The organism is Cupriavidus sp. D384, assembly GCF_001652915.1.
In the GTDB taxonomy this organism is placed as follows: Bacteria; Pseudomonadota; Gammaproteobacteria; order Burkholderiales; family Burkholderiaceae; genus Cupriavidus.
On sequence record NZ_BBQI01000102.1, the window covers coordinates 204,478 to 228,652 of the forward strand.

At 67.9% G+C, this 24,175-nt stretch carries 20 protein-coding genes and 1 pseudogene; 13 read left to right on the forward strand and 8 right to left on the reverse strand.

Translation table 11 applies throughout. The features are described from left to right. Positions 1-178: 178 nt before the first annotated feature. Positions 179-1,453 (reverse strand): MFS transporter, encoded by a 1,275-nt coding sequence (locus A9J21_RS26960; protein ID WP_066741087.1) that lies wholly within the window; start codon positions 1,451-1,453, stop codon positions 179-181. A gap of 102 nt (positions 1,454-1,555) precedes the next feature. On the opposite strand from A9J21_RS26960, the gene A9J21_RS26965 reads away from it, so the two are divergent. Then, a complete protein-coding gene (locus A9J21_RS26965; RefSeq protein ID WP_066741090.1) occupies positions 1,556-2,509 on the forward strand; it encodes a LysR substrate-binding domain-containing protein in 954 nt (317 codons plus the stop codon). A 61-nt stretch (positions 2,510-2,570) separates the two neighbouring features. Here the strand turns inward: A9J21_RS26965 and A9J21_RS26970 are convergent, their stop codons facing one another. Then, positions 2,571-2,927, reverse strand: a complete 357-nt coding sequence (locus A9J21_RS26970) for a DUF883 family protein (RefSeq protein ID WP_066741091.1) — start codon at positions 2,925-2,927, stop codon at positions 2,571-2,573. Between the two features lie 459 nt (positions 2,928-3,386). Between A9J21_RS26970 and A9J21_RS26975 the strand changes: the two genes are divergently transcribed. After that, positions 3,387-3,713 carry a hypothetical protein gene (locus A9J21_RS26975; protein WP_066741092.1) on the forward strand — a complete coding sequence of 109 codons (327 nt, stop codon included), beginning with the start codon at positions 3,387-3,389 and terminating at the stop codon, positions 3,711-3,713. Between the two features lie 28 nt (positions 3,714-3,741). On the opposite strand, the gene A9J21_RS26980 is transcribed toward A9J21_RS26975, so the two are convergent. After that, a complete protein-coding gene (locus A9J21_RS26980; RefSeq protein WP_066741093.1) occupies positions 3,742-4,263 on the reverse strand; it encodes a MarR family winged helix-turn-helix transcriptional regulator in 522 nt (173 codons plus the stop codon). A 258-nt stretch (positions 4,264-4,521) separates the two neighbouring features. Further along, entirely contained in the window at positions 4,522-5,262 is a 741-nt protein-coding gene (locus tag A9J21_RS26985; protein ID WP_404851417.1) for an SDR family oxidoreductase, read from the reverse strand. A gap of 114 nt (positions 5,263-5,376) precedes the next feature. Between A9J21_RS26985 and A9J21_RS26990 the strand changes: the two genes are divergently transcribed. The 3 genes from A9J21_RS26990 (at position 5,377) to A9J21_RS27000 (ending at position 10,566) form a co-directional block, all read left to right on the forward strand. Continuing rightward, the gene (locus A9J21_RS26990; protein ID WP_066741096.1) at positions 5,377-6,300 is read left to right on the forward strand and encodes a LysR family transcriptional regulator; all 924 of its coding nucleotides are present in this window, start codon (positions 5,377-5,379) and stop codon (positions 6,298-6,300) included. Positions 6,301-6,339: 39 nt separating this feature from the next. Further along, positions 6,340-9,246, forward strand: a complete 2,907-nt coding sequence (locus tag A9J21_RS26995; protein WP_066741098.1) for an HD domain-containing phosphohydrolase — start codon at positions 6,340-6,342, stop codon at positions 9,244-9,246. A gap of 81 nt (positions 9,247-9,327) precedes the next feature. Further along, entirely contained in the window at positions 9,328-10,566 is a 1,239-nt protein-coding gene (locus tag A9J21_RS27000) for a bifunctional alpha/beta hydrolase/OsmC family protein (protein WP_231907056.1), read from the forward strand. 8 nt (positions 10,567-10,574) lie between these two features. Here the strand turns inward: A9J21_RS27000 and A9J21_RS27005 are convergent, their stop codons facing one another. After that, on the reverse strand, positions 10,575-11,525 hold the full coding sequence (locus A9J21_RS27005) for a LysR family transcriptional regulator (RefSeq protein ID WP_066741105.1): 951 nt from the start codon (positions 11,523-11,525) through the stop codon (positions 10,575-10,577). 93 nt (positions 11,526-11,618) lie between these two features. Here A9J21_RS27005 and A9J21_RS27010 point away from each other — a divergent pair, with 93 nt between their 5' ends. The 8 genes from A9J21_RS27010 (at position 11,619) to A9J21_RS27045 (ending at position 21,385) form a co-directional block, all read left to right on the forward strand. Continuing rightward, entirely contained in the window at positions 11,619-12,947 is a 1,329-nt protein-coding gene (locus A9J21_RS27010; protein ID WP_066741108.1) for a D-serine ammonia-lyase, read from the forward strand. Positions 12,948-13,002: 55 nt separating this feature from the next. Next, the gene (locus A9J21_RS27015; RefSeq protein WP_066741110.1) at positions 13,003-13,983 is read left to right on the forward strand and encodes a tripartite tricarboxylate transporter substrate binding protein; all 981 of its coding nucleotides are present in this window, start codon (positions 13,003-13,005) and stop codon (positions 13,981-13,983) included. Positions 13,984-14,057: 74 nt separating this feature from the next. Then, positions 14,058-15,533: an amidase gene (locus A9J21_RS27020; RefSeq protein WP_066741243.1), complete on the forward strand. Its 1,476-nt coding sequence runs from the start codon at positions 14,058-14,060 to the stop codon at positions 15,531-15,533. A gap of 209 nt (positions 15,534-15,742) precedes the next feature. Further along, a complete protein-coding gene (locus A9J21_RS27025; protein ID WP_066741244.1) occupies positions 15,743-16,684 on the forward strand; it encodes a tripartite tricarboxylate transporter substrate binding protein in 942 nt (313 codons plus the stop codon). A gap of 39 nt (positions 16,685-16,723) precedes the next feature. Then, positions 16,724-17,521: an enoyl-CoA hydratase/isomerase family protein gene (locus A9J21_RS27030; RefSeq protein WP_066741111.1), complete on the forward strand. Its 798-nt coding sequence runs from the start codon at positions 16,724-16,726 to the stop codon at positions 17,519-17,521. Positions 17,522-17,526: 5 nt separating this feature from the next. Further along, entirely contained in the window at positions 17,527-19,623 is a 2,097-nt protein-coding gene (locus A9J21_RS27035; protein ID WP_066741246.1) for an acetate--CoA ligase family protein, read from the forward strand. An 18-nt stretch (positions 19,624-19,641) separates the two neighbouring features. Then, entirely contained in the window at positions 19,642-20,550 is a 909-nt protein-coding gene (locus A9J21_RS27040) for an alpha/beta fold hydrolase (protein WP_082926631.1), read from the forward strand. A gap of 4 nt (positions 20,551-20,554) precedes the next feature. Further along, positions 20,555-21,385 (forward strand): IclR family transcriptional regulator, encoded by an 831-nt coding sequence (locus tag A9J21_RS27045; protein ID WP_066741112.1) that lies wholly within the window; start codon positions 20,555-20,557, stop codon positions 21,383-21,385. A gap of 28 nt (positions 21,386-21,413) precedes the next feature. Here A9J21_RS27045 and A9J21_RS27050 read toward each other — a convergent pair whose 3' ends face one another. The 3 genes and pseudogenes from A9J21_RS27050 to A9J21_RS27060 form a co-directional block, all read right to left on the reverse strand. After that, complete coding sequence (locus A9J21_RS27050) at positions 21,414-21,947, reverse strand: hypothetical protein (RefSeq protein WP_066741113.1); 534 nt, start codon at positions 21,945-21,947, stop codon at positions 21,414-21,416. Between the two features lie 309 nt (positions 21,948-22,256). Then, positions 22,257-23,057 (reverse strand): annotated as a pseudogene (locus tag A9J21_RS27055) (YoaK family protein); the annotation flags it as partial. A gap of 127 nt (positions 23,058-23,184) precedes the next feature. Beyond that, positions 23,185-24,138: a tripartite tricarboxylate transporter substrate binding protein gene (locus tag A9J21_RS27060; protein ID WP_066741117.1), complete on the reverse strand. Its 954-nt coding sequence runs from the start codon at positions 24,136-24,138 to the stop codon at positions 23,185-23,187. Positions 24,139-24,175 lie beyond the last annotated feature (37 nt).

Below are 24,175 nucleotides of genomic sequence, written 5' to 3' on the forward strand. Positions count from 1 at the left end.
CATGGCGATCGCTCCTTGTTGTTGTGCGTGCCACCGTCTGCCGTCTCTCACGACTGGCCGCTGCAATCCATTGAATCAAAGTTCACGGGAAAGCATAGTGAGGATTTTGGTGAATATGTCTTTAGTGCCTTCGAATGGTGACCGTGTAGATTCTGATCTATCAGTATGTGGGCGGGTTTCATGGCCGGTTCGCCTGGCGCCTGGCCGCAGGCGGAAACAGCGGCCAGACGCCCAGCGCCACCAGGGCCGTCGTCGCCCAGACCACTGACCACGACGTCACCGCCAGCCAGTGCGGCAGGACAAGCGGCGTAACGAAGAATCCGAAGAACACCACGGTGTTGGCCATGCCCAGCGCGGTGCCTGCGCGGTCGGCCCCGGCCATGGCAGCCAGTTCGGTGTAACCCACGCCGTGCCATGCGGAAACCGCGATACCGGCGAGCGCCAGCATCACGGGCACCAGGGCCATCAGCCGGGCGTCTGCCGAGCTGCCCTGCACGCAGGCTGCCAGCAGCAGGAAGGCCGTCACGGTCATCAGCGTGCAGCCGCGCAGATAGGTGCGGCGATTGCCGTGCCGATCCGTCCAGCGACCGCTCCAGACACGCGTGACCATTGCACCGGCCTGGATGGTGACCAGCGTGGCCGTGATCGCGCCAAGCCCAGCATGCGCGTAGTCATGCAGGAAGATCGATGCGAAGGTCAGCACCGCGAATTGCGGCACGCAAAGCAGGCCGATAGCCAGCACGATGCGCCAGATGCTTGCCCGGCCAAGCGGATTCGGGCTGCGCAACCGGGCCGCGGCCGTCGTCTGCAAATCGGGCGGTTCATGGAGCCAGCACCAGGTGAGAACGGCAGAGACGCCGCACAGCAGCGCGACCCAGCCAAAGGCCCAGGCAAAGCCGAAGGTGGATGCCAGCCATGGCAGGGTCAGCGCGCCAATGCCGCCGCCCATCGGCACCGCTGTCTGGCGGATGCTCATGGCAAGTCCGCGCTCGCCCTCATGGAACCAGCGCATGACCGCGCGGCCGCTGGCGCCGTTGACGCTGCCGCCGACCAGGCCGACCAGTGTCATTGCCAGTACCAGCCATGACAGCGAAGGGATATGCGCGGCCGATCCGATGGCTGGTGTCAGCCAGATAGCCATCGCCAGCAACGCCGCACTGGTGGCGGCCAGTCCGCCCAGCAGCACGGGCCGATCGCCCCATCGGTCGGCAGCCAGGCCCCAGGGCAGTTCGGACAACGCGGTGCCCAGGCCGAGCGCGCCGACGGCCAGGCCGACTTGGGCGGTGTCCAGATGGTAGCCGGTGCGCATCCAGACGGCCGTTGTCGGGATGCCGCTCACGGCGGCCAGTACGCTGGCGTTGGCCGCCACGCCAACGCCCAGTACTTTCCAGCGATGAGACGGGGCCAGGCGCCGGGCCGGCGCTACGGAAATTGGAGCAGTGTGCGAAGACATGGCGGACAGGTGATTCCAGAGCTGTTTGACGCGGACCAGTCTGTCACCGAGAATTCATCCTGAAAATCGGAAAATATTTCACGATTCGTTCGATAAAACAGGATGGTTGCGATGTCCCGAACCAATCTCGATCTGGCGGCGCTGCGTAGCCTGCTGGCTGGCATGGAACTGGGCAGTTTTGCCCGCGCCGCGGACCGCGTAGGCCGCTCCACGTCGGCCATCAGCGCCCAGATCCGGAAGCTTGAAGAGCAGGCGGGCACCCCGCTGTTCCGCAAGGCCGGGCGCGGGCTGGCGCTCACGGCCGCGGGCGAGGCGATGCTGCGCTATGCACGTCGTCTGGTGGAGCTGAACGACGAAGCGGTCAGTGCGGTGCGTGGCGTCGACCTGGCGGGCGGCATACGTCTCGGTCTGCAGGAGGAATTTGGCGAAGGATTGCTGCCCGAGGTACTAGGCCGCTTCGCCCGGGCGCACCCGAAAGTGCGCATCGAGGCGGTGGTGTCACGCAATGCCGACCTGCTGGAACGGATCGACACGGGACGCTGCGATCTTGCGCTGGTGTGGGCCGACATGCATCCCGCGGCGTCGGACGACATTGCCGGCTATGCAATGGGACACCGGTTCGTCGAGCGCATCGACGAGGTGCCAATGTGCTGGGTAGGGGCCGCCACGGGTGCCGCGTGGGTCCCTTGGCAACCGGGCGATGGCGAGCCGTTGCCGTTGGTGGCCTTTGATCGCCCCTGCCAGTTCCATTCGGCTGCCATGGCGGCGCTGGATCGCGCCGGTATCCCCTGGCGGGTAACGTTCTCCAGCCCGAATCTTGGAGGATTATGGGCGGCGGCCGCAGCCGGGCTTGGGCTGACCGTGCGCTCGCGCTACGGGTTGCCCGCAGGCGTGCGCGCGCTGCAGGCCGGGGAGTGCGGCCTGCCCGCGTTGCCATCGATGTCGCTGGCCATGGTGCGGGCGTCGGCAACGATGCCGCCCGAGGTGGAGCGGCTCGCGGAAATCCTGCGCGCCGCCTTGCCCGGCGCGCCGGTACAGGACGCCCTGGCTGCCTGATGCAGCCTGGCGTCATGCCGTTGCGTCAGCCGCGTCAGCCGCGTCAGCCGCGTCAACCGCGTCAGTCGTCGTAGCGGTCACCGTGGCGCATCGGCCGGCACAGCAGCGCGCCCAGCAGGATGCCGAGGCCCAGGGCCATGCCCAGCGCCTTGACCGGCTCGCGGTGCGTGTATTCGGTCACGCATTCCTGCCCGCGCGACATGCTGTCGGTGACCGATGCCTTGATCGATGCCAGCTTGTCCGATCCCTGGGCTGCCTTTGCCAGGAAGGTCTGCTTGGCAGTCTCGATCGCTTCGCCGGTCAGGTTCGGCAACTGCGCTAGCAGGTCATCCAGATCCTTGGCCATTTGCCGGGTATCGGCCTGCAGTTTCTGCTGGGCGTTGGATGGATTGATGTCGTTGGGGTCATAGGCGGCCATGGCGTCTCCTGGCTGGGTGCGGATGCGGAAATCTGCTGGCGCAGGTTTCATACCAGCGGCCCCTGCACGACGTTTGACGGCTGGCCGGCAATCGATCTGGCAACCGGCAGCGCCGACTTACCGGTGTTTGTAATTTGCACCATGGCAAACCAGGCGAGCGTCACCGATCCGCATCGGGTGGCCGATGTGCCGTATGAGAGCAATCTGATTTCGGGCGCGATGAGACAAATACGATTTCGCTTGGATGCCCGCTGCGGTATGGTGGTCCCGTGTGATGAAGTCCGCCCACGGAAGAGCGGACCACAGACAGCTAACCTTGTTCAGGGGTCAATCATGAGGATTTTTCGAACTGCCGCAACGGCACAGCACTGCGCCAACGACGCAATCGATGCGAAGCCGCAACCTGGCCGGCCCGGAGCATCCGGCTACGCAAGAGGGCCGCGCCCAGGGCGCCACGGCATGGCGGACTGGGCGCCCGTCCTCGCCATGGTGGGGGCAGGGGTGATGTTCGTGCTCTACATCATGACAACGATCAACGCGTCGATGGCCGACAAGCCGGTCGCCGTGACGCGAAGTATCGACGAGCTGGACAAGCGGGTGAATGTGCGTTTCGACGAGATGGACAAGCGCTTCAACGGCCAGTTCGATGCGATGGGCAAACGAATGGACCGCCTGGAGGCGCGAGTCGATCGAACCGACGAGCGGTTGAGCAAGCTGGAGACGCAACTGACGTCGATGGACGCCAAGCTGGACCGCGTGCTCGAACTCGCCATCAGGCGCCGTTGACGGCCTCTTGCCATTGTTGCGGCGGTGCCTATTCCTTGCCGGCGCCGGTGCAGATTCCATGCAGCTTGCGCAGGCCGGTATAGAGTCCCAGCCGCTCCTCGGGCGTCAGCAGGCGGATCACCGAAGCCTGGCCGCGCCGCGCCAGCGGGATCACCTGCGCGTGAAGCGCGGCGCCGGCATCGCTGATCTTGCAGGACAGGCGCTTGCGGGGCGTCGTGCCTTCCGATTCCAGCGTGACCAGGCCACGGTCTTCGAGCAGTCGCAGCGTGCGGCTGACCAGGGCCTTGTCCGAAGTCGACTGCTTGACCAGTTCGGCGAACGACATCGGCTCGCCGTGCGCCAGTAGCGCCAGGATGCGCCATTCCGGTACGGTCAGGTCGAATTGTGTCGCATAGGGCTCGGTCACGCTGCTGCGCAGGGCCGTCACCAGCTGGCTCAGCATGGTCGTCAGGAAGTCGTTGACGTTCAGGCCGGTGCCCGCTTCGTCGAGATGCGACCAGGGATCGATGCCCTCGGTGGTGGCCGGAGTGTGCTGGGTGGTACTGGACATGTACGGGGCGCTTGGAAGGTATGCCGGGAAATCGCCCGGAAAACGCCTGCGATTGTCTCACACCGCTTGTTGTTCGCAACTTTGTGGCGCCACGCGTCTTATCGGTGCCGAGTGTTCATGGGAGCATGGTTCGTCTGCGGCCGGTTTGAGGCATCAACCAGCCGGCCGCATGACGACAGCCAGCCCCTTGCCCGGATGGGGGGAAGGGGCTGGCATGGCCCGGGCGGATGCTGCCGTCACGCCCGGAGGCTTCCGGTATTACGCTGCGAAACCGCCGTCCACGTTCAGGCTGGCACCGGTCACGAAGCTCGCTTCCGGACCCGCCAGGTAGGCAACCATGCTGGCGATTTCGTCGGGCTGGCCATGGCGCGGCAGGGCCATCAGGCCGTGCAGGGATGTGGCGAATTCCGAGTTCTCCGGGTTCATGTCGGTGTTGACCGGGCCGGGCTGCACGTTGTTGACCGTGATGCCCTTCGGCCCGAGGTCGCGCGCCATGCCTTGCACCAGGCCCTTCAGGGCCGACTTGCTCATCGCGTAGGCGGCACCGCCCGCGAACGGCATGCGGTCGGCGTTGGTGCTGCCGATGTTGATGATGCGGCCGCCTTCGCCCATATGCGACAGCACGGCCTTGCTGGCGACAAACACGGCGCGTACGTTCACGGCGAGCGTCTTGTCGAAGTCGTCCAGCGAGAAATCTTCTACCGGGCCCAGGAACAGCACGCCGGCGTTGTTCACCAGAATGTCGATCCGGCCGAAATGGATGGCGGCGTCGTTGATGGCGCTGGTGAGCGCGGCGGCGTCGGCAGCGTCTGCGCGGTACGCCTTGGCGCGGCCGCCTGCTGCCTGGATCGATTCCACCAGTGCCTGCGCGGCGGCGCCGGAGCTCTGGTAGGTAAAGGCGACGGCGGCGCCGTCCCGCGCCAGGCGGCGTACCACGGCGGCGCCGATGCCGCGTGCACCACCGGTAACGAAGGCTACTTTGTTCGAGAGCGAGGTCATGATCGGTTTCCTTTCAGGTGAGGGGTTGGTGAGCGAAGTATGGTTTTTGCGATCCCCTACCGGTAGTCACAAATTCAGATCAACTTTTTCAACCGTTGGTATAAGCTTGTGGGCATGGACGCCCTGAACCTGCTTGAATCGTTTATCCAGAGTGCCGAGACGGGCAGCTTTTCGGCTGCGGCCCGCCGGCTTGGGCTGACGCCGGCGGCGATCAGCAAGAACGTCGCCCGGCTTGAGGACCATCTCGGGTTGCGGCTGTTCCAGCGCAGCACTCGCAAGCTCACGCTGACCATGGGCGGCGAGCAGTTTTTCCGGCAGGTGTCCGATCCCTATGCCACGCTGCGCGATGCGTTTGCCAGCGCCGCCCAGGAAGACGGCCGGCCGGCCGGCGTGCTGAGAGTCAGCATGGGCGTCGCCTTCGGGCGCGAATACCTGGTGCCGCTGCTTGGCGAGTTTCTGGCGATGTATCCGGCCATCGTTCCTGACTGGCACTTCGACAACCGGAGCGTGGATTTGATTGCCGGCGGCTTTGATGCGGCCATCGGTGGCGGCATCGAACTGACCGAAGGCGTGGTGGCGCGCGAACTGGCGCGTACGTACGTGGTGGCGGTGGCATCGCCGGCCTACCTGGAAGGGCGGGCGCCGCCGAAGCATCCGGCCGACCTGTCCGCGTTCGATGGCATCGTGCGCCGGTCGTCCTCGACCGGGCGCCTGCGGCTGTGGAACCTGCGCAACCAGATCGGCGAGGAAGCCCTGGCCGAGCCGCGCACCCGCATGATCTTCGATGACCCGGAAGCCATGGCCCACGCCGCGATGCAGGGGCTGGGCGTGGCGTTGCTGCCGATGCCCCATGCCGCGCCGTGGCTGGAACGCGGTGCGCTGGTGCGCCTGCTGCCCGGGTGGTGTGCTGACAACGGCCCTCTTGCGCTTTACTATCCCAACCGCAAGCTGCTGCCGCCCAAGACGCGCGTGTTTGTCGATTTCATCGTCGATGCCTTCCAGCGCAAGGGCCTGGCCCGCAGATTCGACGGACGCTGAACTGTCATTTCACGAAGCACCCCACATCGGGAGGGCTGTATGGCAACGGCAGTGCGACGGAGCGTGCCGCTCCATCTCCATATCTGGACGTGGTTCGGCTCGCTGGTGCTGCTGGTGGGGGCGCTGGTCTGCGGCATCAACTACGTGATGACCAAGGCCGCGCTGGAGCGGTCGGTGACGGACACCACGCAGCGCGTCAGCCGCGAAAGCCTGGAGGAAGTCGAGAACCTGCTGCAACCCGCCCAGATGGCGGTCAGGCTGCTCAGCCACAGTTCGCTGGCCGATGCCACGACGCTGGCGCAGCGCAGGCAGCGCATGGCGCTGATGCGCGACGCGCTGGAAAGCTCGCCAATCCTGCAGGCGCTGTATCTTGGCTATGCCGACGGCAGCTTCTTCTATATGCGTCCGCTGCGCGACGAAGGCGAGCGCGCCGCCTACAAGGCGCCCGCAAACGCGGCATTCCTGGTGCAAAGTGTCGACCATGACACCGGCCGTGCGGTGGGTCGCTACTACTATATGGCAGCCGACCTGCATCCCATCGGCGAGGCCCCCGCCGCCGAGCTTGCCGCCCGCTTCGACGCACGCACGCGGCCCTGGTACACCGAGGCCATGGCCTCCGGCAAGGTGGTGCGCACCGATCCGTACATGTTCTATTCAGACCGTGAGTCCGGCGCCACGCTGGCCGTGCGTACTGCCAATCGCCAGGCAGTTGTCGGCGGCGACTTCCGCCTGGACGCACTAGGACAACTGCTGAACCACGAAACACTGACGCCGCGGGCGGTGCTGGCCTTGCTGGACCAGAAGGGCGTGCTGGTGGCGATCAACCGCAAGCCGCCCGAATCCGTTGCCGCTCCCGACTCGCTGAGCATGAATCCGGCGGGCCGGCCCGAAGACTACGGCCTGGCCGTCTTCACGCGGCTGGCCGCCGGCGTGGCGACCCCGCCCGACTCGTCGGCGGGGACACATGGCATGGCGCTGGTGCGTGCCGATGGCGAAGACTGGTACACGTCGGCCGATCGCCTCAACCTCAAGGACCCCGATTCGCTGGTGCTGGTGTCGGCCATCCCGCAGGCGGAACTGCTGCACGACGCCCGTCAGCAGGCCGCGCTGGGCATGGCCCTGACCGGGCTGGTGCTGCTGCTGGCGTTGCCGGTCACCTGGCTGGTGGCACGCAGCGTGGCGCGGCCGCTGCAATTGCTGGCCGGCGAGGCCGACGCCGTACGGCGCTTCGATTTCGTGCGTCCGGTATCGGTGCGCTCGAATATTGCCGAGGTGCACGCGCTGGCCGTGACGATGGACCAGATGCGCGGCACCATCCAGCGCATGCTGCACGTCATGCGGGCCGTATCGGCCGAGCATCGCCTCGACCGGCTCCTGCCGCTGCTGCTGCAGGAAACGCTCAGTGCCGCTGGCGGGCAGGCCGGTGCGCTGTACATGACGGCCAGTGACGAGGGCCTGAGTCCGGCCGTGGGCTTCGACCGCAGTGGGGCCGAGGTGACCACGATGAACGAGACGCTGACGCTCGATACCTTGCCCCTGGTACGTACGGCCGTGCGCGAAGGCAAGGCGCACGCCGGCCATCTGACGTCTGCCGACGTGGGCGCCGCGCGGCTCGATGTCCTGTCGGGGGCCGCGCCGGTACACGCCGCCGTCATTCCGCTGATCAACCGCCAGCAGGCGCTGCTGGGCGTCGTGCTGGTACTGCGCGATACGCCGATCGAAGCCTCGCAGCTGGCGTTTGCCAGCACAATGGCAAGCCTGTCGGCCGGCGCGCTGGAGGTGGGTGAACTCACCACCGCGCAGCGCGACCTGTTCGATGCGTTTATCCGCCTGCTGGCCGGCGCCATCGATGCCAAGAGCCCGCACACCGGCGGCCACTGCGCGCGGGTGCCGGAACTGGCCAAGCTGTTGGCGCGGGCCGCCTGCGAGGCCACCGACGGGCCTTACCAGTCGTTCGACCTGACCGATACGCAATGGGAGGCGCTGCACGTGGCCGCCTGGCTGCATGATTGCGGCAAGGTCACGACGCCCGACTACGTCATCGACAAGGCGACCAAGCTGGAAACGCTGCACGACCGCATCCACGAAGTGCGCATGCGTTTCGAGGTGCTCAAGCGCGATGCGGAAATTGCCTGCCTGCAGGCCGTGGCCGATGGCGAGAACCCGCAGGCCGCGCGCGAGCGGCGCGACGCATTGCTGCATGAACTCGACGAGGAGTTCGCATTCGTGGCCGCGTGCAACGTGGGCGGCGAGCAGATGGATGCCGCGCACCAGGCGCGCCTGAGGCAGATCGCCACGCGCACCTGGCGCCGCACGCTGGACGACCGGCTCGGGATCTCGCACGAGGAGCTTGCACGCCGGCACAATGTGCCCGCCGCGCCGCTGCCCGTCATGGAACCACTGCTGGCCGACCGGCCCGATCACCGGATCGAACGTGCCGCGCGAGACCATATCGACGACATCAACCCCTGGGGCTTCCGGCTTCGCACGCCCGAGTACCTCTACGATCGTGGAGAGCTGCACAACCTGACGATATCGCGTGGCACGCTGACGGCGGAAGAACGCTTCAAGATCGAGGACCATATCGTGCAGACGCAGATCATGCTGTCGCGGCTGCCATTTCCCAAACACCTGCGCGACGTGCCCGAGATCGCGGGCGGTCACCACGAAAAGATGGATGGCACCGGCTACCCCCGTGGCCTCAAGCGCGATCAGATGAGCCCGCTGGCCAGGATGATGGGCATTGCGGATATTTTCGAAGCCCTGACGGCGGCAGATCGTCCGTACAAGAAGGCCAAGACGCTGTCCGAGGCCGTGGGCATCATGACCCGGCTGCGCAATGAGCACCATATCGATGCCGAACTGTTCGACCTGTTTATCGCGGCCGGCATTCATCGCACCTACGCCGAGCGCTACATGGACCCGGCGTTGATCGACATGGCCTGAGCCGCAAGCCGCGGGCCCCTGCGCCGGGGCGTGTCCCATACGGGAAGCCGTCGCGTGGACTATGCTTCGGGAGTTCGCACAATGCGTTTCCAGGGGGCGGTGATGAGCGTCGAAAAGATCGAGATTCCCGGCAGCCAGGGCGGTACGCTGTCGGGCCGGATGGAGTGGCCCGATGGCCCGGTGCGCGCGCACGCGCTGTTTGCGCACTGCTTTACGTGTGGCAAGGACAGTCTGGCGGCCACGCGCATCGCGCGGGCTCTGACGGCCCAGGGCATCGCCGTGCTGCGCTTCGACTTCACTGGCATCGGCGCCAGCGAGGGCGATTTCGCCAGTACCAATTTCTCGTCGAACCTGGCCGACCTGGAAGCCGTGGCGATGTATATGCGTACGCGCGGCCAGGCGCCCACGCTGCTGATCGGGCATAGCCTGGGCGGTGCCGCCGTGCTGGGCGTGGCCCGTCGCCTGCCCGAACTGCGGGCCGTGGTGACCATCGCCGCGCCCAGCGATCCGCGACACGTGCTGGGTTTGCTGGGCGACAACGTCGAGCGCATCCGCGCCGAAGGCGAGCTTGAGGTGAAGCTGGCGGGGCGGCCCTTCCGCATCGCGCGGCAGTTCATCGACGATGTGTCCAGCCATGCGCTGCTCGATGAGGTCGCCAGGCTTGGCAAGCCCTTGCTGGTGCTGCAGTCGCCAATTGACGATACGGTGGAAGTCGAGAACGGCCTGGCGATCTTCGAGGCCGCCGCGCAGCCCAAGAGCTACGTGGCGCTGGAAGGCGCCGACCACCTGCTGCAGAACCGCGCCGGTGCGGCCTATGCGGCGAGCATGATCGCGGCCTGGTCGCAGCACTACCTGCCAACGCTGACCGAGGACGTGCAGGCCGAAATTCCCGAACCGGGCGTAGTGGTGGTGGCGGAGCGCCATCGTGGCCGGTACCAGCAGACCGTGCGCGTGGGCGGCCATGAGTTCGTTGCCGATGAGCCCGCCGCACTGGGTGGCGACGATGCCGGCCCGAATCCCTATGAGCTATTGCTGTCGGCGCTGGGCGCGTGCACGTCGATGACGATGCGCATGTATGCCGAGCGCAAGGCATTGCCGCTGGAACACGTGGCGGTGCAGCTGCGGCACGAAAAGATCCACGCGAAGGACTGCGCCACGTGCGAAACCCAGGTGGGCATGGTGGACCGTATCGAGCGGCGTATTGCGATCAGCGGCGAACTGTCGGCCGACCAGCGTGCGTCGCTGATGAGTATTGCCGACAAATGCCCGGTGCATCGCACGCTGCAATCGGAAATCCGTATCGATACGCTGCAGGCCTGAGCCCCGCGCTAGCCGATTCCCAGCACACGCCGGCGCGCGGCATCGAATGCCGCGCCTTCGGCCACGAGCCAGGCTTCCACCTCGGCCACCTGGGCGGTCTGGCCGTGCGCGCAGACAAAGTGATACGACGCCTGGCTGCGTGCATGGATGCCCCACAGGTCCACCAGGCGGCCAGATTCCAGGTCTTCCAGCACCAGCGCGGAGCGTCCCATGGCGACGCCTTGTCCGGCCAGCGCGGCATTGATGGCAAGTTGCGACAGGTTGAAACGCTGGCCGTCCGATTCATCGGGCAGCGTCAGGCCGGCATGGCGCAGCCAGCATTGCCACTCCTCGAACTCGCCGGCCCCATCCCATGGGCTCACATCGTGCAGCAGCATGCTGGCCCGCAGGCCAGCGGGCGATTGCAGCGCGGGGTGCGCCTCCAGATACGCCGGGCTTGCCACCGGGATCAGCCATTCCTCCAGGAACTGGTGCGCCTTCAGGTCCGGATAGCCGCCTGGGTCGAAACGCACGGCGGCCTCGGTGCCATCGCGCAGCATGCGCGAGCGGTCGAGCGCGTGGAATTCGCCGTAGACACGCAGGCCGATATCCGGATGCTGGCGAAAGAATCCGCCCAGCCGGGGCGTGAGCCAGACCATTGCGAACGACGGCGAGCACGACAGTGCAATGGGCTGCTTGTCGCGCGGCTTGCGCAACTGGGTCAGCGTGCCTTCGATGGCCTGGAACGACTCGCGCAGCACAAAGCGCAGGCGCTCGCCTTCCGGCGTCAGCACCAGCGCACGCGGCGTGCGCAGAAACAGCGGCCGGTCCAGCCACTGCTCCAGTTGCTTGACCTGCTGGCTGACCGCGCCCTGCGTGACGCACAGCTCTGCCGCGGCCTGTGTGAAGTTGCAATGTCGGGCCGCCGCCTCAAAACAGCGCAGCCAGCCCAATAATGATGCAGAAAGCGTATTTGCCATTAGTCAGGCTAATGCTTGGATCAGTACAAATGGTTTGTCACGACGGTGTAATGGGACAAGAATGGGGTCACCACATCCCGCTTCCATTGCTTCATGCCGACCGATTTTTCCGCACTGCCGCAACAACTGCTCGCCGATCTGCAGGCCGCTCGCCCGGTCTTCTGGGGCAACCCCGACCGCAGCGACGCAGCCGCCGTAACGACCGTCGTGGACGGGTGCGGCATTAGTCTAGCTGATGTGAAGGCCGCCCGGGCGCGCTTTGACAGGTTCGCGCCACTGCTGGCGCGGCTGTTTCCCGAACTGCAGGGCAGCGCGGGCCGGATCGAATCGGATCTGCTGCCTGCCCCCGCCATGCAGCGTGCGCTGGATATGCCTTCCTCGGCCGGCGCGCTCTGGATCAAGGCCGATCACAGCCTGCCCGTAGCGGGCTCCATCAAGGCGCGCGGCGGTATTCACGAAGTGCTGGAGTTTGCCGAATCGCTGGCGCTGGAGCACGGCCTGGTGACGCGCGACGCCGACTACGGCGTGCTGGCCGAAGCCCCGGCGCGCGAGCTGTTCGGCCGCTACCAGGTGGCCGTGGGTTCCACCGGCAACCTCGGCTTGAGCATCGGCGTGATGGCGTCGGCGCTGGGATTCCGGGCCGCCGTCCATATGTCGGCCGATGCCAAGGAATGGAAGAAGGCCCGCCTGCGGGCGCGCGGCGTGGCCGTGGTCGAGCATACGGGCGACTACGCGGCCGCCGTGGCGGCTGGCCGGTGCGAGGCCGATGCCGACCCGTACAGTTATTTTGTCGACGATGAGCGGTCGCTGTCGCTGATGCTGGGCTACAGCGCCGCCGCGCTGCACCTGCACGACCAACTGGCCGATGCGGACGTACGGGTCGATGCCGCGCACCCGCTGTTCGTCTACCTGCCCTGCGGCGTGGGCGGTGCGCCGGCCGGCATCGCGTTCGGCCTGCGCCAGCTCTATGGCCCGCACGTGCATCCGGTGTTTGTGGAGCCCACGCAGTCGCCGTGCTTCCTGGTGGAAATGCTGGCGCCGGGCGCGTCGGTGTACGACGTGGGCCTGACCAACCGGACCGAGGCCGACGGGCTGGCCGTGCCGCAGGCGTCGGAACTGGCCGCGCAGGCCATGCGCCCGCTGCTGGCCGGCGTCTGCACCGTGGCCGACGACACGCTGTTCGCCAATCTCCATCGCGTACGTGAGGCCGAAGGCCTGCGTATCGAGCCGTCGGCCGCCGCGGGCTTCAGCGGCCCGGCCATGCTGACCGGCACCGAAGCCGGCCGCGCCTACCTGGCGCAGCACAAGCTCGATGGCGCGATGGTCAATGCCACCCATCTGGTGTGGACCACCGGCGGCCTGTTCGTGCCCCCCGAGGAATACGCGCGCTTTGCCGAGCGCGGGGCGGCGCTGGCCGCCTGACTTGTCCCCTGACCCGAATCCGAATCTTTCGATTGCATCGTTGCGGAGCTTCATCATGACCCGTTTGCCTTCCCGAATCGCCCACGCCGCTGTCGCGTGCAGCCTCGCAGCCGGTGCCTCGCTGGCGTTTGCGGACACCTTTCCGTCCAAGCCGATCCAGCTTGTGATTCCATTCCCGCCGGGTGGTGCCACCGACGTGATCGGCCGCCTGGTCGGCAAGAAGCTTGGCGACAAGCTTGGCCAGACCGTGGTGGTCGACAATCGCCCGGGTGCCGGCACCATCGTCGGCGCCAGCTACGTTGCCAAGGCCGCGCCGGACGGCTATACGCTGCTGGCCAGTTCGGGCACCACGTTCACGGTGAACCCGGCCATCCACGCCAAGCTGCCGTACGACCCCGTGAAGAGCTTCGAGCCGATCGGGTTTGCGGGCCGCACCGGCCTGATCCTGCTTGCCAACAAGGACCAGCCCGTCAGCAACCTGAAGCAGCTCGTGGCCGCCGCCAAGGCGCAGCCGGGCAAGCTGACGTACGGATCGTTCGGCAGCGGCACCACGGCCCAGTTTGCGGGCGAGATGCTGTTCAACCTGGCCGGCGTGAAGCTGCTGCATGTGCCGTACAAGGGCAGCGCACCGGCCATGACCGACCTGATCGGCGGACAGATCCCGTTCACGGTGGATACCGTGGCCGCCGCGATCCCGCAGGTGAAGTCGGGCAAGGTCAAGGCCATCGCCGTGACCACGGCCAAGCGCTCCACGCTGCTGCCTGACGTGCCCACGGCCGCAGAGGCCGGCTATCCCGGCATCGATGCCGATACCTGGCTGGCGCTGGTGGCGCCGCGCGGCCTGCCGGCCGACGTCAAGCAGAAGCTGGAAAAGGCGCTGGCCGAAGTGATGGCCGATCCCGACACCCGCAAGGCGCTGACCAACGCCGGCTTCGAACCGCTGGACGGCAACGGCGCGGCGGTGTCGGCACTGATCAGCAAGGAACTGCCGCTGATGCGCGCCACGGCGCAGCGTGCGAATATTACGGCCGATTGAGAAGGTCTCTGGAGACAGCAGTGAACGAAGCACAGAAGACGCTGGTGGCGCGCCCCGCCACCGAGTTGCGGCGCATGATCGGCAGCAAGGAAATCTCGCCGGTCGAGTTGCTGGATGCCTGCATCGCGCAGATCGAACAGGTGAACCCGTTCCTGAACGCAGTGACGGCCACCTGCTTCGACCGCGCCCGCGACGAGGCCCGCGCGGCCGAACGTGCCGTGCTGGATGGCAAGCCGCTGGGCCTGCTGCACGGCCTGCCGCTCGGCGTGAAGGACCTGGAGGCCACCGCCGGGCTGCTGACCACCTATGGCTCGCCGCTGTATCGCGACAATGTGCCGGCCGAAGACAACGTGCTGGTGGCGCGCCTGCGTGCGGCCGGTGCCATCGTGGCCGGCAAGACCAACATCCCCGAGATGGGCGCTGGCGCCAATTCGCGCAACGACGTCTGGGGCGCCACGGGCAATCCGTTCAATCCGAACCTCAATGCGGGCGGGTCGTCGGGCGGCTCGGCGGCGGCGCTGGCGGCAGACCTGCTGCCGGTCTGCACGGGCTCCGACACCGGTGGCTCGCTGCGCATCCCGGCCGCCAAGTGCGGCGTGGTGGGCTTCCGGCCGTCGCCGGGCGTGGTGCCGAGTTCGCGCAAGCTGCTGGGCTGGACGCCGATTTCGGTGGTGGGGCCGATGGGCCGCACCGTGGCCGATGCCTGCCTGCAACTGGCCGCGTCGGCCGGGGTGTCGGCGGGCGATCCGCTGACCTATCCGCTCGATCCGCTGTCGTTCCTGACGCCGATGCCGGTGGACCTGGGCAGCCTGCGCGTGGCGTACACCGAGGACTTTGGCTGCTGCGATGTCGACGACGGCATCCGCCGCACGTTCCGCGAGAAGATCGCCGCGATGCGCCACCTGTTCCGCACCTGCGACGCCATCGATATCGACCTGGGCGAAGCGCACCGCTGCTTCGACGTGCTGCGTGCGGAGAGCTTCGTGGCCGGCATGCGCGACGCCTACGAGCGCGATCCGTCGAAGCTGGGCCCGAACACGCGGGCCAACTACGAGATGGGCGCCCGGATGTCGCTGGTGGACAGCGCCTGGGCGCAGGCCGAGCAGACGCGCATCCTGCAGGGGTTCCAGCAGCTGTATCGCGACTACGACGTGATCCTGTCGCCGACCACGCCGGTGTCGCCGTTCCCGTGGACGTCGCTCTACGCCGAATCGATCAACGGCGTGCGCCAGGAGAACTACTACCGCTGGCTGTCGCTGACCTACGTGGTGACGCTGACCACGCATCCGGCGCTGTCGCTGCCATGCGGCCGCGATCACGCGGGCATGCCGTTCGGCCTGCAGATCGTGGGCGGCTTCCGCAAGGACCACGAGACACTGGGCGTCTCGTACGCGATGGAGCAGGCGTTTGCGGCCATTCCGTCGCTGCGCCGCCCGCTGCCGGACCTGGCCGCGCTCAAGCCTGCCGAGCCCGCGCTGACGTCGATCGTCACCGCGCCGCCGGTGCTCGATGCCAAGGTGAAGCAGGGCAAGGAAGCGTCGGCGGTCTAGTCGCCTGGCGCTGGTTGTCTCCCCTGTACCGCACGGCGGGAGCGGGGAGACGATCTTCCGTCATTTCCATGTGGCGGAATTAACCGGCTGCGCCAGCCGGGCCATCGGCCTAACCTCCTGTCATACGAAAACGACAGGAGACAACCTTGGCAACCGCAGCAATCCGCGCCGCGCGCCGCCTGGCCGCGCTGGTCTTTCCTTTCGCGGCGATGGCCGCACTGGACGCCGCCGCCGCGCCGGCGCACGCCGCCTATCCTGACAAGCCCATCCGCATCGTCGTGCCGTTCTCGCCCGGCGGCGGCACCGACCTGATTTCCCGCGCGATGGGCGTCGCCATGGCGCAGGACCTCGGCCAGCCCGTGGTGATCGACAACAAGCCCGGTGGCGGCACCATCATCGGCACGGACAACGTCGCCAAGAGTGCGGCGGACGGCTACACGCTCGTGATGGCCACGTTTGCCCATGCCGTCAACCCCAGCCTGCAGCCCAGGCTGCCCTACGACACCGAGAAGGCGTTCACGCCAGTGATGCTGGTGGGCCGTTCTCCGAACGTGCTCGTGGTGCGCGCCGACAGCCCGTACAAGTCGGTGCGCGATGTGATCGCCGCCGCCAGGGCCAGGCCGGGCGCCATCTCGTTTGCATCGCAAGGCCCCGGTACATCGGCACATCTGGCCGGCGAACTGTTCAAGAGCCTCGCCAAGGTCGACCTGAACCACATCCCGTACAAGGGCGCCGGCCCGGCCATTACCGACCTGCTGGGCGGACAGGTGGACATGATGTTCGCCACCGCCTCGGCCGTGGGCAACCTGCTCGAAGCCGGCAAGCTGCGCGCGCTGGGCGTGACCACCTCGCAGCGCTCGACCAGCCCGGACCTGGCGAAGGTGCCGACGATTGCCGAAAGCGGCGTGCCCGGTTACGCGGCGGAAAGCTGGTACGGCCTGTTCGCGCCCGCCGGCACCCCGCCGGCCGTGGTGGCGCGGCTCAACGCGGCCGCCAGGAAGGCCGTCACCGCCGAAGCATTCCGCAAGCGTGCCGACGCCGAAGGGCTGATCGTCAGCCCGGGCACGCCGGACGAGTTCGGGCGCTACGTCCACGGCGAAGAAACGCGCTGGAGCAAGGTCGTCAAGGACGCCCGCATCACGCTGAACTGAGCCCCCGAACGTCACATCGAATATCACTCCCCATTCACCATGACCCAATACACCCTGATCCAGCTCGAAGTGCGCAATGGCGTGGCCGTGCTGACCCTGAACCGCCCGGAGAAGCGCAACGCCATCAGCGACGACATGCGCACCGAACTGATCGACGCGCTGGAGCGCGTGACCGCCGACCGCAAGATCCGCGCGCTGGTGCTGACCGGCAGCGGCAAAGGCTTCTGCGCGGGCGGCGACGTGGCCGGGATGCAGCGCCGCATGGACGCGCCGCCGGGCGAGGTCGGCTTCAATGGCTGGACGCGCCAGCAGCGCGTGCATCATTCGGTGGCCCTGCTGCACAACATGCCCAAGCCCGTGATTGCCGCGGTCAACGGCGGTGCCAACGGCCTGGGTGCCGATCTGGCGATGGCCTGCGATCTCGTGATCGCGTCGTCGGCAGCCAGCTTCACGTGGTCGTATATCCATCGCGGCCTGATTCCCGATGGCGGCGGCATGTACTTCCTGCCGCGCCGCGTGGGCCTGGCCCAGGCCAAGCAGCTGATCTTCGGCGGCCGCAAGGTGGAGGCCGGCGAGGCCCTGCAGCTTGGCATCGCCGACCGGCTCAGCTCGTCGCCCGAAGCGCTGGTCGATGAAGCGGTGGCCTGGGCGGCGGAGATGTCGCACGGCTCGGCCACGGCGCTGGGGCTGGGCAAGTCGATCCTGAACCAGTCCTTCGAGCTGACGGCCGACCAGGTGTTTGCGCAGGGCAGCCAGGCACAGGGCATCTGCTACACCAGCAGCGAACACCGCGAATCGGTCCTGGCGTTCCTGGCCAAGACCGCCAACAAGGGTTGAGCATCATGGCAGCACATCCTTCCGCCATCGCCCGGCTCGTCAAACCGCGCAGCGTGGCCGTGATTGGCGCGTCCGCCGATCCGAACAAGACAGCCGGCCGCCCGGTGTCGTACCTGACCCGGCACGGCTTTGCCGGCGAGATCTATCCGGTCAATCCGAAGGTCGATGCCATCGACGGCATCCGCTGCTATCCCGATATCGGCTCGCTGCCCCAGGTGCCCGACGTGGGTATCGTGCTGCTGGGTGCCGAGCGCGCGCACCAGGCCGTGCGCGAACTGGCCGAACGGGGCACCGGCGCGGCCATCGTGCTGGCCAGCGGCTATACGGAAACCGGCGACGTGGGCGCCCGGCGCCAGGCCGAGCTGGTGGAGGCCGCGGGCAGCATGCGCCTGCTGGGGCCGAACACGATCGGGCTGGTCAACCTGACCGACAACATTCCGCTGTCGGCCAGCGGTGCGCTCGCCATGGACCATTTCCCGGCGGGCAGCATCGGCGTGGTGTCGCAGAGCGGCGGCATCCTGGGCGCGCTGCTGTCGCGGGCCGCGGCGCGCGGCATCGGGTTGTCCAAGCTGGTGTCGACCAGCAACGAGGCCGATCTGGAACTGGCCGATTTCATCGACTACCTGGCCGACGATCCGGCCACGCGCGTGATTGCGCTGTACGTGGAGAGCGTGCGCAACGTCGAGCGCTTCCGCGCGGCGGCGTTGAAGGCAGCGGCCGCTGGCAAGCCGGTGGTGGCATTCAAGATCGGCCGCTCCGAGGCCGGTGCCCGCGCGGCGGTGTCGCACACCGGGGCCATGGCCGGCGCCGACCGCATGTACGACGCACTGTTCCGCCAGGTTGGCGTGATCCGCGCGCAGACGTTCTCTGACCTGATCGACATTCCGGCGGCGCTTGCCACGGGGCGCGTGCTGCATGGCCGGCGTATCGCCGTGCTGACGTCCACCGGCGGGGCCGGCACATTGGTGTCCGACAGCCTGGGGGTGTCGGGCTTCGAGACGCCCGCGCCCGACGCCCGGACAGCCGAACGGCTGCGCGCGCTGCAGAAGGGGGATCACGCCGCGCTGGATCGCAATCCAATCGACGTCACACTGGCCGGCCTGCAGCCGGACCTGCTGCGCGGCGCGATTCGCGCGCTGCTGGACAGCCCCAGCTACGACGCCGTGACGATCATCGTCGGCTCGTCCGGCCTTGCCATGCCCGGCCTGATGGCCGACGCCATCAACGATTGCCTGCCCGAGAGCGACAAGCCGGTGCTGGCGTACGTGAGCCCGCATGCACCGCAGGTGGCGGCGGTGCTGAACCAGCGCGGGGTGCCCGCCTTCAGCGCGCCCGAAAGCTGCGCGGTGGCCTTTGCGGCGATGCTGGCGGCTGGCGAGCGGCCGGCGGTGGCGCCCGATGCGTCGCACGCCACTGTCGATCCGGGCAGCCTGCCGTCAGGCTCGCTGGACGAACACGCGGCCAAGCAATTGTTTGCGCGCTTTGGCGTGCCCGGCGTGCGCGAGACGGTGGTGCATGACGCGGCGGGCGCCGCAGCGGCGGCGCGCGAGCTTGGCGGGCGCGTGGTGCTCAAGATCCTGTCGGCATCGGTCACGCACAAGAGCGATGTCGGCGGCGTGGCTGTCAACGTGACGCCCGAGACCATCGGCGCCCGGCTGGAGGCGATGACCGACGATGTGCGCCGCCATACCGGCCACGCGCCCGACCGCTTTGTGGTGCAGGAAATGGTGGGCGGTGGCGTCGAACTGATCCTGGGCACCCATCGTGATGCATTGGGCACGGCGATCCTGCTCGGCATGGGCGGTGTCACTGCCGAACTGTTCCAGGACACCACATTGCGGCTGCTGCCCGAGTCAGGGGGGCTGACCCCTGCCGAAGCGCTGTCGATGGTGCGCGAGCTGAAGACCTGGCCGCTGCTGGACGGCTACCGGGGACGGCCAAAAGCCGACGTCGATGCGCTGGTCGATGCTATCGTGGCGTTTTCGCGGATGGCGGCCGCATTGGGGCCGCGTCTGGTGGAAGCCGAGATCAACCCGGTCTTCGTGCTGCCGGCGGGCCAGGGGGTTCGCGCGGCGGACGGCGTGGCGGTGCTCGGCGCGTAACGGACAGGAGAGCGCAGGATGACGGAAGTGGCCGCCAGTGAAGCGGAATCGATCGACAACCTGGCAGCGTCGGGCACGACGGACGTGCGCCAGGCAGCCGGGTTCGTGCACGGGCTGACGCAGCACGGGCATATCCATACCACCGAAGTCGGCGGATGCCGCATCGTGTGGCGCCGCTTCGGCTCGGGACCAGATGTGCTGCTGGTGCATGGCGGCCACGGCAGCTGGCTGCACTGGGCGCGCAATATCGAGGCGCTGGCCGCGCGGCATACGGTCTGGGTCCCCGACCTGCCGGGCTTTGGCGCCTCGGGCGATCCGGCCGATGGCGAGATGTCGACGCTGGTGGCTACGGTGGCCGCCGGTTTCGCGCAACTGCCGGTGCAGGGCGCGGTCGACCTGGTCGGTTTTTCCTTCGGCGGCCTGACCGCGTCGTACCTGGCCAGCGCGTTGCCCAACGTGCGCAGCCTGGCGCTGCTGGGGCCGGGCGGTCACGGCGGCGTGCGGCGCCAGACCATCAACCTGGTGGACTGGCGGCGCGCTGGCGATGCGGCCGCGCTGGCCGAGGCGATGCACCACAACGTGGCGGCGTTCATGATCGCGGACCCGGACAGGATCGATGCGCTGGCGCTGCTGGCCTACACCGAGTCGTGCCGGCACACACGCTTCCGCAGCAAACAGATTTCGCGCGCAGGGGGGCTGGCCGCTGCACTGGACAGGTTCCAGGCCCAGGCCGGCCGCCCGGTGCTGATCGCCTATGGCGAGCATGATGTGACGGCCGACCCTGCCGCCGTGCTGGCGGCGCTGGTCGATGGCCGTCCACATCGCCAGGGCGTGGTGATCGATGGCGCCGGGCATTGGGTCCAATACGAGGCACACGACGCCGTCAACGCCTTGCTGCTGGACTGGCTGGCACGCCAGGCGGGCTGAGCCGGTGGATGCGCAGGATGCGCAGCGCCGGGCGCGCGGCCGCCCGGCCAACCTGCTGGCAAACCGGTCGCTGGAGCGCGGCATCGAGATCCTTCGCGCGTTTCGGCCGGGGTCGGAAGTGCTTGGCAACGGCGAACTGGCCGAGCGCACCGGACTGGCGCGCTCCACGGTCAGCCGCCTGACGCAAAGCCTGGTCGACACGGGATTTCTCCAGTACGACCCGGCGCTGCGTGCCTACCGGCTGGGCGTGCCGGTGCTGAGCCTGGCCCACGCCATGCGCAGCGGGTCGACGGTACTGCAGCTGGCCGCGCCGATGATGCGCGAACTGGCGCAGGCCGAACACCTGAACGTGGGCCTGGCGATGGCCGACCGCGATGAAATGGTGTACCTCGAATCGATCCGCCATGGCCGCAAGGCGTCGCTGCGCAGCGTGGTGGCGGGGCAGCGCGTGCCGATGGCGCAGACGTCGCTTGGACGCGCATGGCTGGCGGCGGCCCCCGAGGCCGAATATGTGGCGCGCATGGCGGCGTTTTCCGGCCATGCGTCGGGGCATGCCCCGGGTCGCGCCGCGCACTGGCCTGCACTGCGGGCCGAGATCGAGGCGGCAGTGGCGCATGTGCGCCAGCACGGCTGGTGCGCGGCCAGCTGGCAGCCCGAGGTGGTGGCGATCTCGGCGCCGCTGGCGCTTGAACACTATCCCGTGCATGTGCTGAACGTCAGCCTGTCCACCCGCGCATCGGTCGCGGAAATGGCGCGCGAACTGGCGCCCCGGCTGATGCGGCTGGCCGCCGGCATCCGCACCGCCGTGGAGACGGCGCAATCCGAGCCGCTGTAGCAGGCCCGGCTTTCTCCCGGCCGCAGCCTTATCGCGGCGCGGCCGCCCAGCGCCGCACTTCGATGGCCTTGACCGCCACGGCACTGCGCGGCCCCAGCCGCAGGTCTTCCAGCGAGGTCAACTGCACGCCGCCACCGGGGGCCGGCAGGACTTCGCCATCCTGCTCCACCACCAGCATCGCCCCGCGCCCGATCGGCGAGTTGTACAGCTCGTGCCAGGTGAACAGGCACACATAGCCGTCCGCGGCATGCACCGCGATGACCAGCTGCTTGCATTGCGCGCGCGGCAGGCCCTTCATGCCGGCCAAGTCGAGCAGATCGGTCAGCAGCACGCCGCGCTGCTCGTGCACGTCGCGGATATGGCGGCCCGTGAAGCACTCGATCGTGGCCGGGCCGGCCGATGTGCGCGGCAGGGCCAGCAGCGCGTCGCGGTCGAAGCGGCGAACGCCCGGCAGATCGCCCCGGATCTCGATGCAGTCGGAATAGTGGGTGTGCTTGGTGAAGTAGGGGTCGTTCGGGTCTACAGCGGAGACGGCATCAAGGGCGGCAGCGGCAGCTTGCATCGCGATTCCTGGTTGGGATTCCGTGTGGCGGCCCGTTGTCTTTCCGGCCGGCTTCTGTCATCGTTAATCGCTATATACACGATTACATAACGACGGACCAGAGGCAATTTGCGGGAAGGCGTGCATGGTATGCGGCGCGCCGTGGCCCGCCCGGCCACTGGGTTGCCTATGCGATGAACGGCACGCCGCTGACCACCAACGGGTTGGCCCGGCTGGTGATCCCCAATGACGGCAAGGCGGGGCGCTACGTGTCGAACCTGATCAGTCTCGAGGTGGTGTCGGCGGCCCGATGAACTGGCGCCGCGCGCCCCAGCGGCGCGCGCGCCTGACCAGATGGTGCCGGTGCCCGCGCAGCAGGGCGCGCGTCAGCACGTCGTCGGCCACCGGCATGATCGCCACCACCAGCAGCAGCGCGGCCAGCGGCAAGGTGGCCGAATAGCCGATGGCACTGAAGGCCTGTGCGCCAACCAGCCCGCCCAGGAAGAACAGCCCCACCAGCACGGCCAGCAGCCGCAGCTTTTGCCGGTCGGCCGTCACGGGGCCCGGCCCCGGGCGGGCGCCGGGGCGTGCCAGGCCGTTCCAGTAGCACAGCTTGCCAAGCTCGATGCCGATGTCGGTCACCATGCCGGTGACGTGCGTGGTCCGGATTTCGGCATTCGACAGCTTGGTGATCAGCGCATTCTGCAGCCCCATCATGAAGCACAGCAGCATCACCGTGGCGGGCACGAACAGCCATTCCATGTCGTCCAGGTGCGTGCCGAGCAGGCCGAAGCCCAGCAGCAGCAATGCCTCGAACAGCAGCGGAATGGCGTACTCGCTGCGCAGCCGCGCACGGCGTGCCCAGTGGATCAGCATGGCCGAACAGGCCGCGCCGCCGATAAACGACGCCAGCGCGCCAATGCCGTTCAGCACCATGCCGTAGCGATGCAGCACCAGTTCATCGGCGATCGAGGAGACCACCCCGGACATGTGCGAGGTGTATTGATGCACCGCCAGGAAGCCGCCCGCGTTGGCGGCGCCCGCCACGAAACAGAGCACCCGTGCCAGCCGGCGGTTGGACACCGGGTTGCGGCGGTGGGCGGTCAGACTGCGCAGATACCCGAGTGGCATGGCGGCAAGGGCGGGGGCGACGGAAGCCCCCATCATACGGCCGCGATGGCAGCGCGTGCATCCCGCTTGCGTACGGGCAGTTGCGCGCCGCAGACAGGCGCCGTAGGGCAGCGCCTGTGGCGCCGCGTCAGGTCAGGCGCGTGTGCGTCACCGATACCACCTTGGCCCATCGCGTGATCTCGCCCTGCAGGAACTGGGTGAACTGCGCGGCGCTGTTGCCAACCGGGTCGAGCCCTTCGCTGGTCAGGCGCTTGCGCATGGCCGGCGAGGCCACGGCCGCTGCGGCGGCGGCCTCCAGTTCCTTTACCGTCTCGGGCGCCATGCCAGCCGGGCCAAGCAGGCCGTACCACGACCGGTAGTCGAAATTCGGGATCACGTCGGCAATCGGCGCCAGGTTCGGAAAGGCCGGCAGCCGCTGCGGGCTGCTGACGCCCAGGCCCTTGATCTTGCCGGCCTGCAGCAGCGGCTGCACGGTGGCGACATTGCCCAGCAGCAGGTCGGCCTGGCTGCCCACCACGTCGGCCACGGCGGGGCCGGCACCCTTGTAGGGCACGCTGACGATATCGATGCCGGCCTCGTGCTTGAGCATCTCGCCGGCCAGGTGGTTGGCGCTGCCCACGCCGGCCACGGCCAGGCTGATCTTGCCGGGTTTGGCCTTGGCAAGCGCGATCAGCTCGCGCACGTTGTTCGCCTCCAGCCCGGGGCGCGCCACCAGGATCAGCGGGGAACTGGCAATCAGCGAGATCGGCGTGAAGTCCTTGATCGGATCGAACGGCTTCTTCTCGAACAGTGCCGGGTTGATGGCATGGCTGGTGTAGCTGAGCAGCAGCGTGCCGCCATCGGGCTCGGCCTTTGCCACGGCCACGGCGGCGATATTGCCGGCCGCACCGCCACGGTTCTCGACGATGAACGGATGCTTGAGGCGCTGCTCCAGGTCGGCCGCCAGCGAGCGGGCGACGATATCGGTGCCGCCGCCGGGCGTGGCGCCGACCAGCAGCTTGGTCACGGACGGGGCCGCGTGAAGATCGGGGGGCAACACCAGCGCTGCGGACAGCAGCGCCAGAAAGTCGCGTCGTTGCATGGGTTGTCTCCGTTTCTCTTTATGAGGCCGGCGCCTC

What these genes read in the sequence shown, in the direction of transcription:
- A9J21_RS26975 (WP_066741092.1), top strand. Translation starts at nt 3,387, where the DNA reads ATGGCGGACTGGGCGCCCGTCCTCGCCATGGTGGGGGCAGGGGTGATG.
- A9J21_RS26965 (WP_066741090.1), top strand. Translation starts at nt 1,556, where the DNA reads ATGGTTGCGATGTCCCGAACCAATCTCGATCTGGCGGCGCTGCGTAGC.
- A9J21_RS27010 (WP_066741108.1), top strand. Translation starts at nt 11,619, where the DNA reads ATGCCGACCGATTTTTCCGCACTGCCGCAACAACTGCTCGCCGATCTG.
- A9J21_RS26970 (WP_066741091.1), bottom strand. Translation starts at nt 2,927, where the DNA reads ATGGCCGCCTATGACCCCAACGACATCAATCCATCCAACGCCCAGCAG.
- A9J21_RS26985 (WP_404851417.1), bottom strand. Translation starts at nt 5,262, where the DNA reads ATGACCTCGCTCTCGAACAAAGTAGCCTTCGTTACCGGTGGTGCACGC.
- A9J21_RS26990 (WP_066741096.1), top strand. Translation starts at nt 5,377, where the DNA reads ATGGACGCCCTGAACCTGCTTGAATCGTTTATCCAGAGTGCCGAGACG.
- A9J21_RS27005 (WP_066741105.1), bottom strand. Translation starts at nt 11,525, where the DNA reads ATGGCAAATACGCTTTCTGCATCATTATTGGGCTGGCTGCGCTGTTTT.
- A9J21_RS26995 (WP_066741098.1), top strand. Translation starts at nt 6,340, where the DNA reads ATGGCAACGGCAGTGCGACGGAGCGTGCCGCTCCATCTCCATATCTGG.
- A9J21_RS27015 (WP_066741110.1), top strand. Translation starts at nt 13,003, where the DNA reads ATGACCCGTTTGCCTTCCCGAATCGCCCACGCCGCTGTCGCGTGCAGC.
- A9J21_RS27035 (WP_066741246.1), top strand. Translation starts at nt 17,527, where the DNA reads ATGGCAGCACATCCTTCCGCCATCGCCCGGCTCGTCAAACCGCGCAGC.
- A9J21_RS27060 (WP_066741117.1), bottom strand. Translation starts at nt 24,138, where the DNA reads ATGCAACGACGCGACTTTCTGGCGCTGCTGTCCGCAGCGCTGGTGTTG.
- A9J21_RS27025 (WP_066741244.1), top strand. Translation starts at nt 15,743, where the DNA reads ATGGCCGCACTGGACGCCGCCGCCGCGCCGGCGCACGCCGCCTATCCT.
- A9J21_RS27020 (WP_066741243.1), top strand. Translation starts at nt 14,058, where the DNA reads ATGATCGGCAGCAAGGAAATCTCGCCGGTCGAGTTGCTGGATGCCTGC.
- A9J21_RS27040 (WP_082926631.1), top strand. Translation starts at nt 19,642, where the DNA reads ATGACGGAAGTGGCCGCCAGTGAAGCGGAATCGATCGACAACCTGGCA.
- A9J21_RS27050 (WP_066741113.1), bottom strand. Translation starts at nt 21,947, where the DNA reads ATGCAAGCTGCCGCTGCCGCCCTTGATGCCGTCTCCGCTGTAGACCCG.
- A9J21_RS27000 (WP_231907056.1), top strand. Translation starts at nt 9,328, where the DNA reads ATGCGTTTCCAGGGGGCGGTGATGAGCGTCGAAAAGATCGAGATTCCC.
- A9J21_RS26980 (WP_066741093.1), bottom strand. Translation starts at nt 4,263, where the DNA reads ATGTCCAGTACCACCCAGCACACTCCGGCCACCACCGAGGGCATCGAT.
- A9J21_RS27030 (WP_066741111.1), top strand. Translation starts at nt 16,724, where the DNA reads ATGACCCAATACACCCTGATCCAGCTCGAAGTGCGCAATGGCGTGGCC.
- A9J21_RS26960 (WP_066741087.1), bottom strand. Translation starts at nt 1,453, where the DNA reads ATGTCTTCGCACACTGCTCCAATTTCCGTAGCGCCGGCCCGGCGCCTG.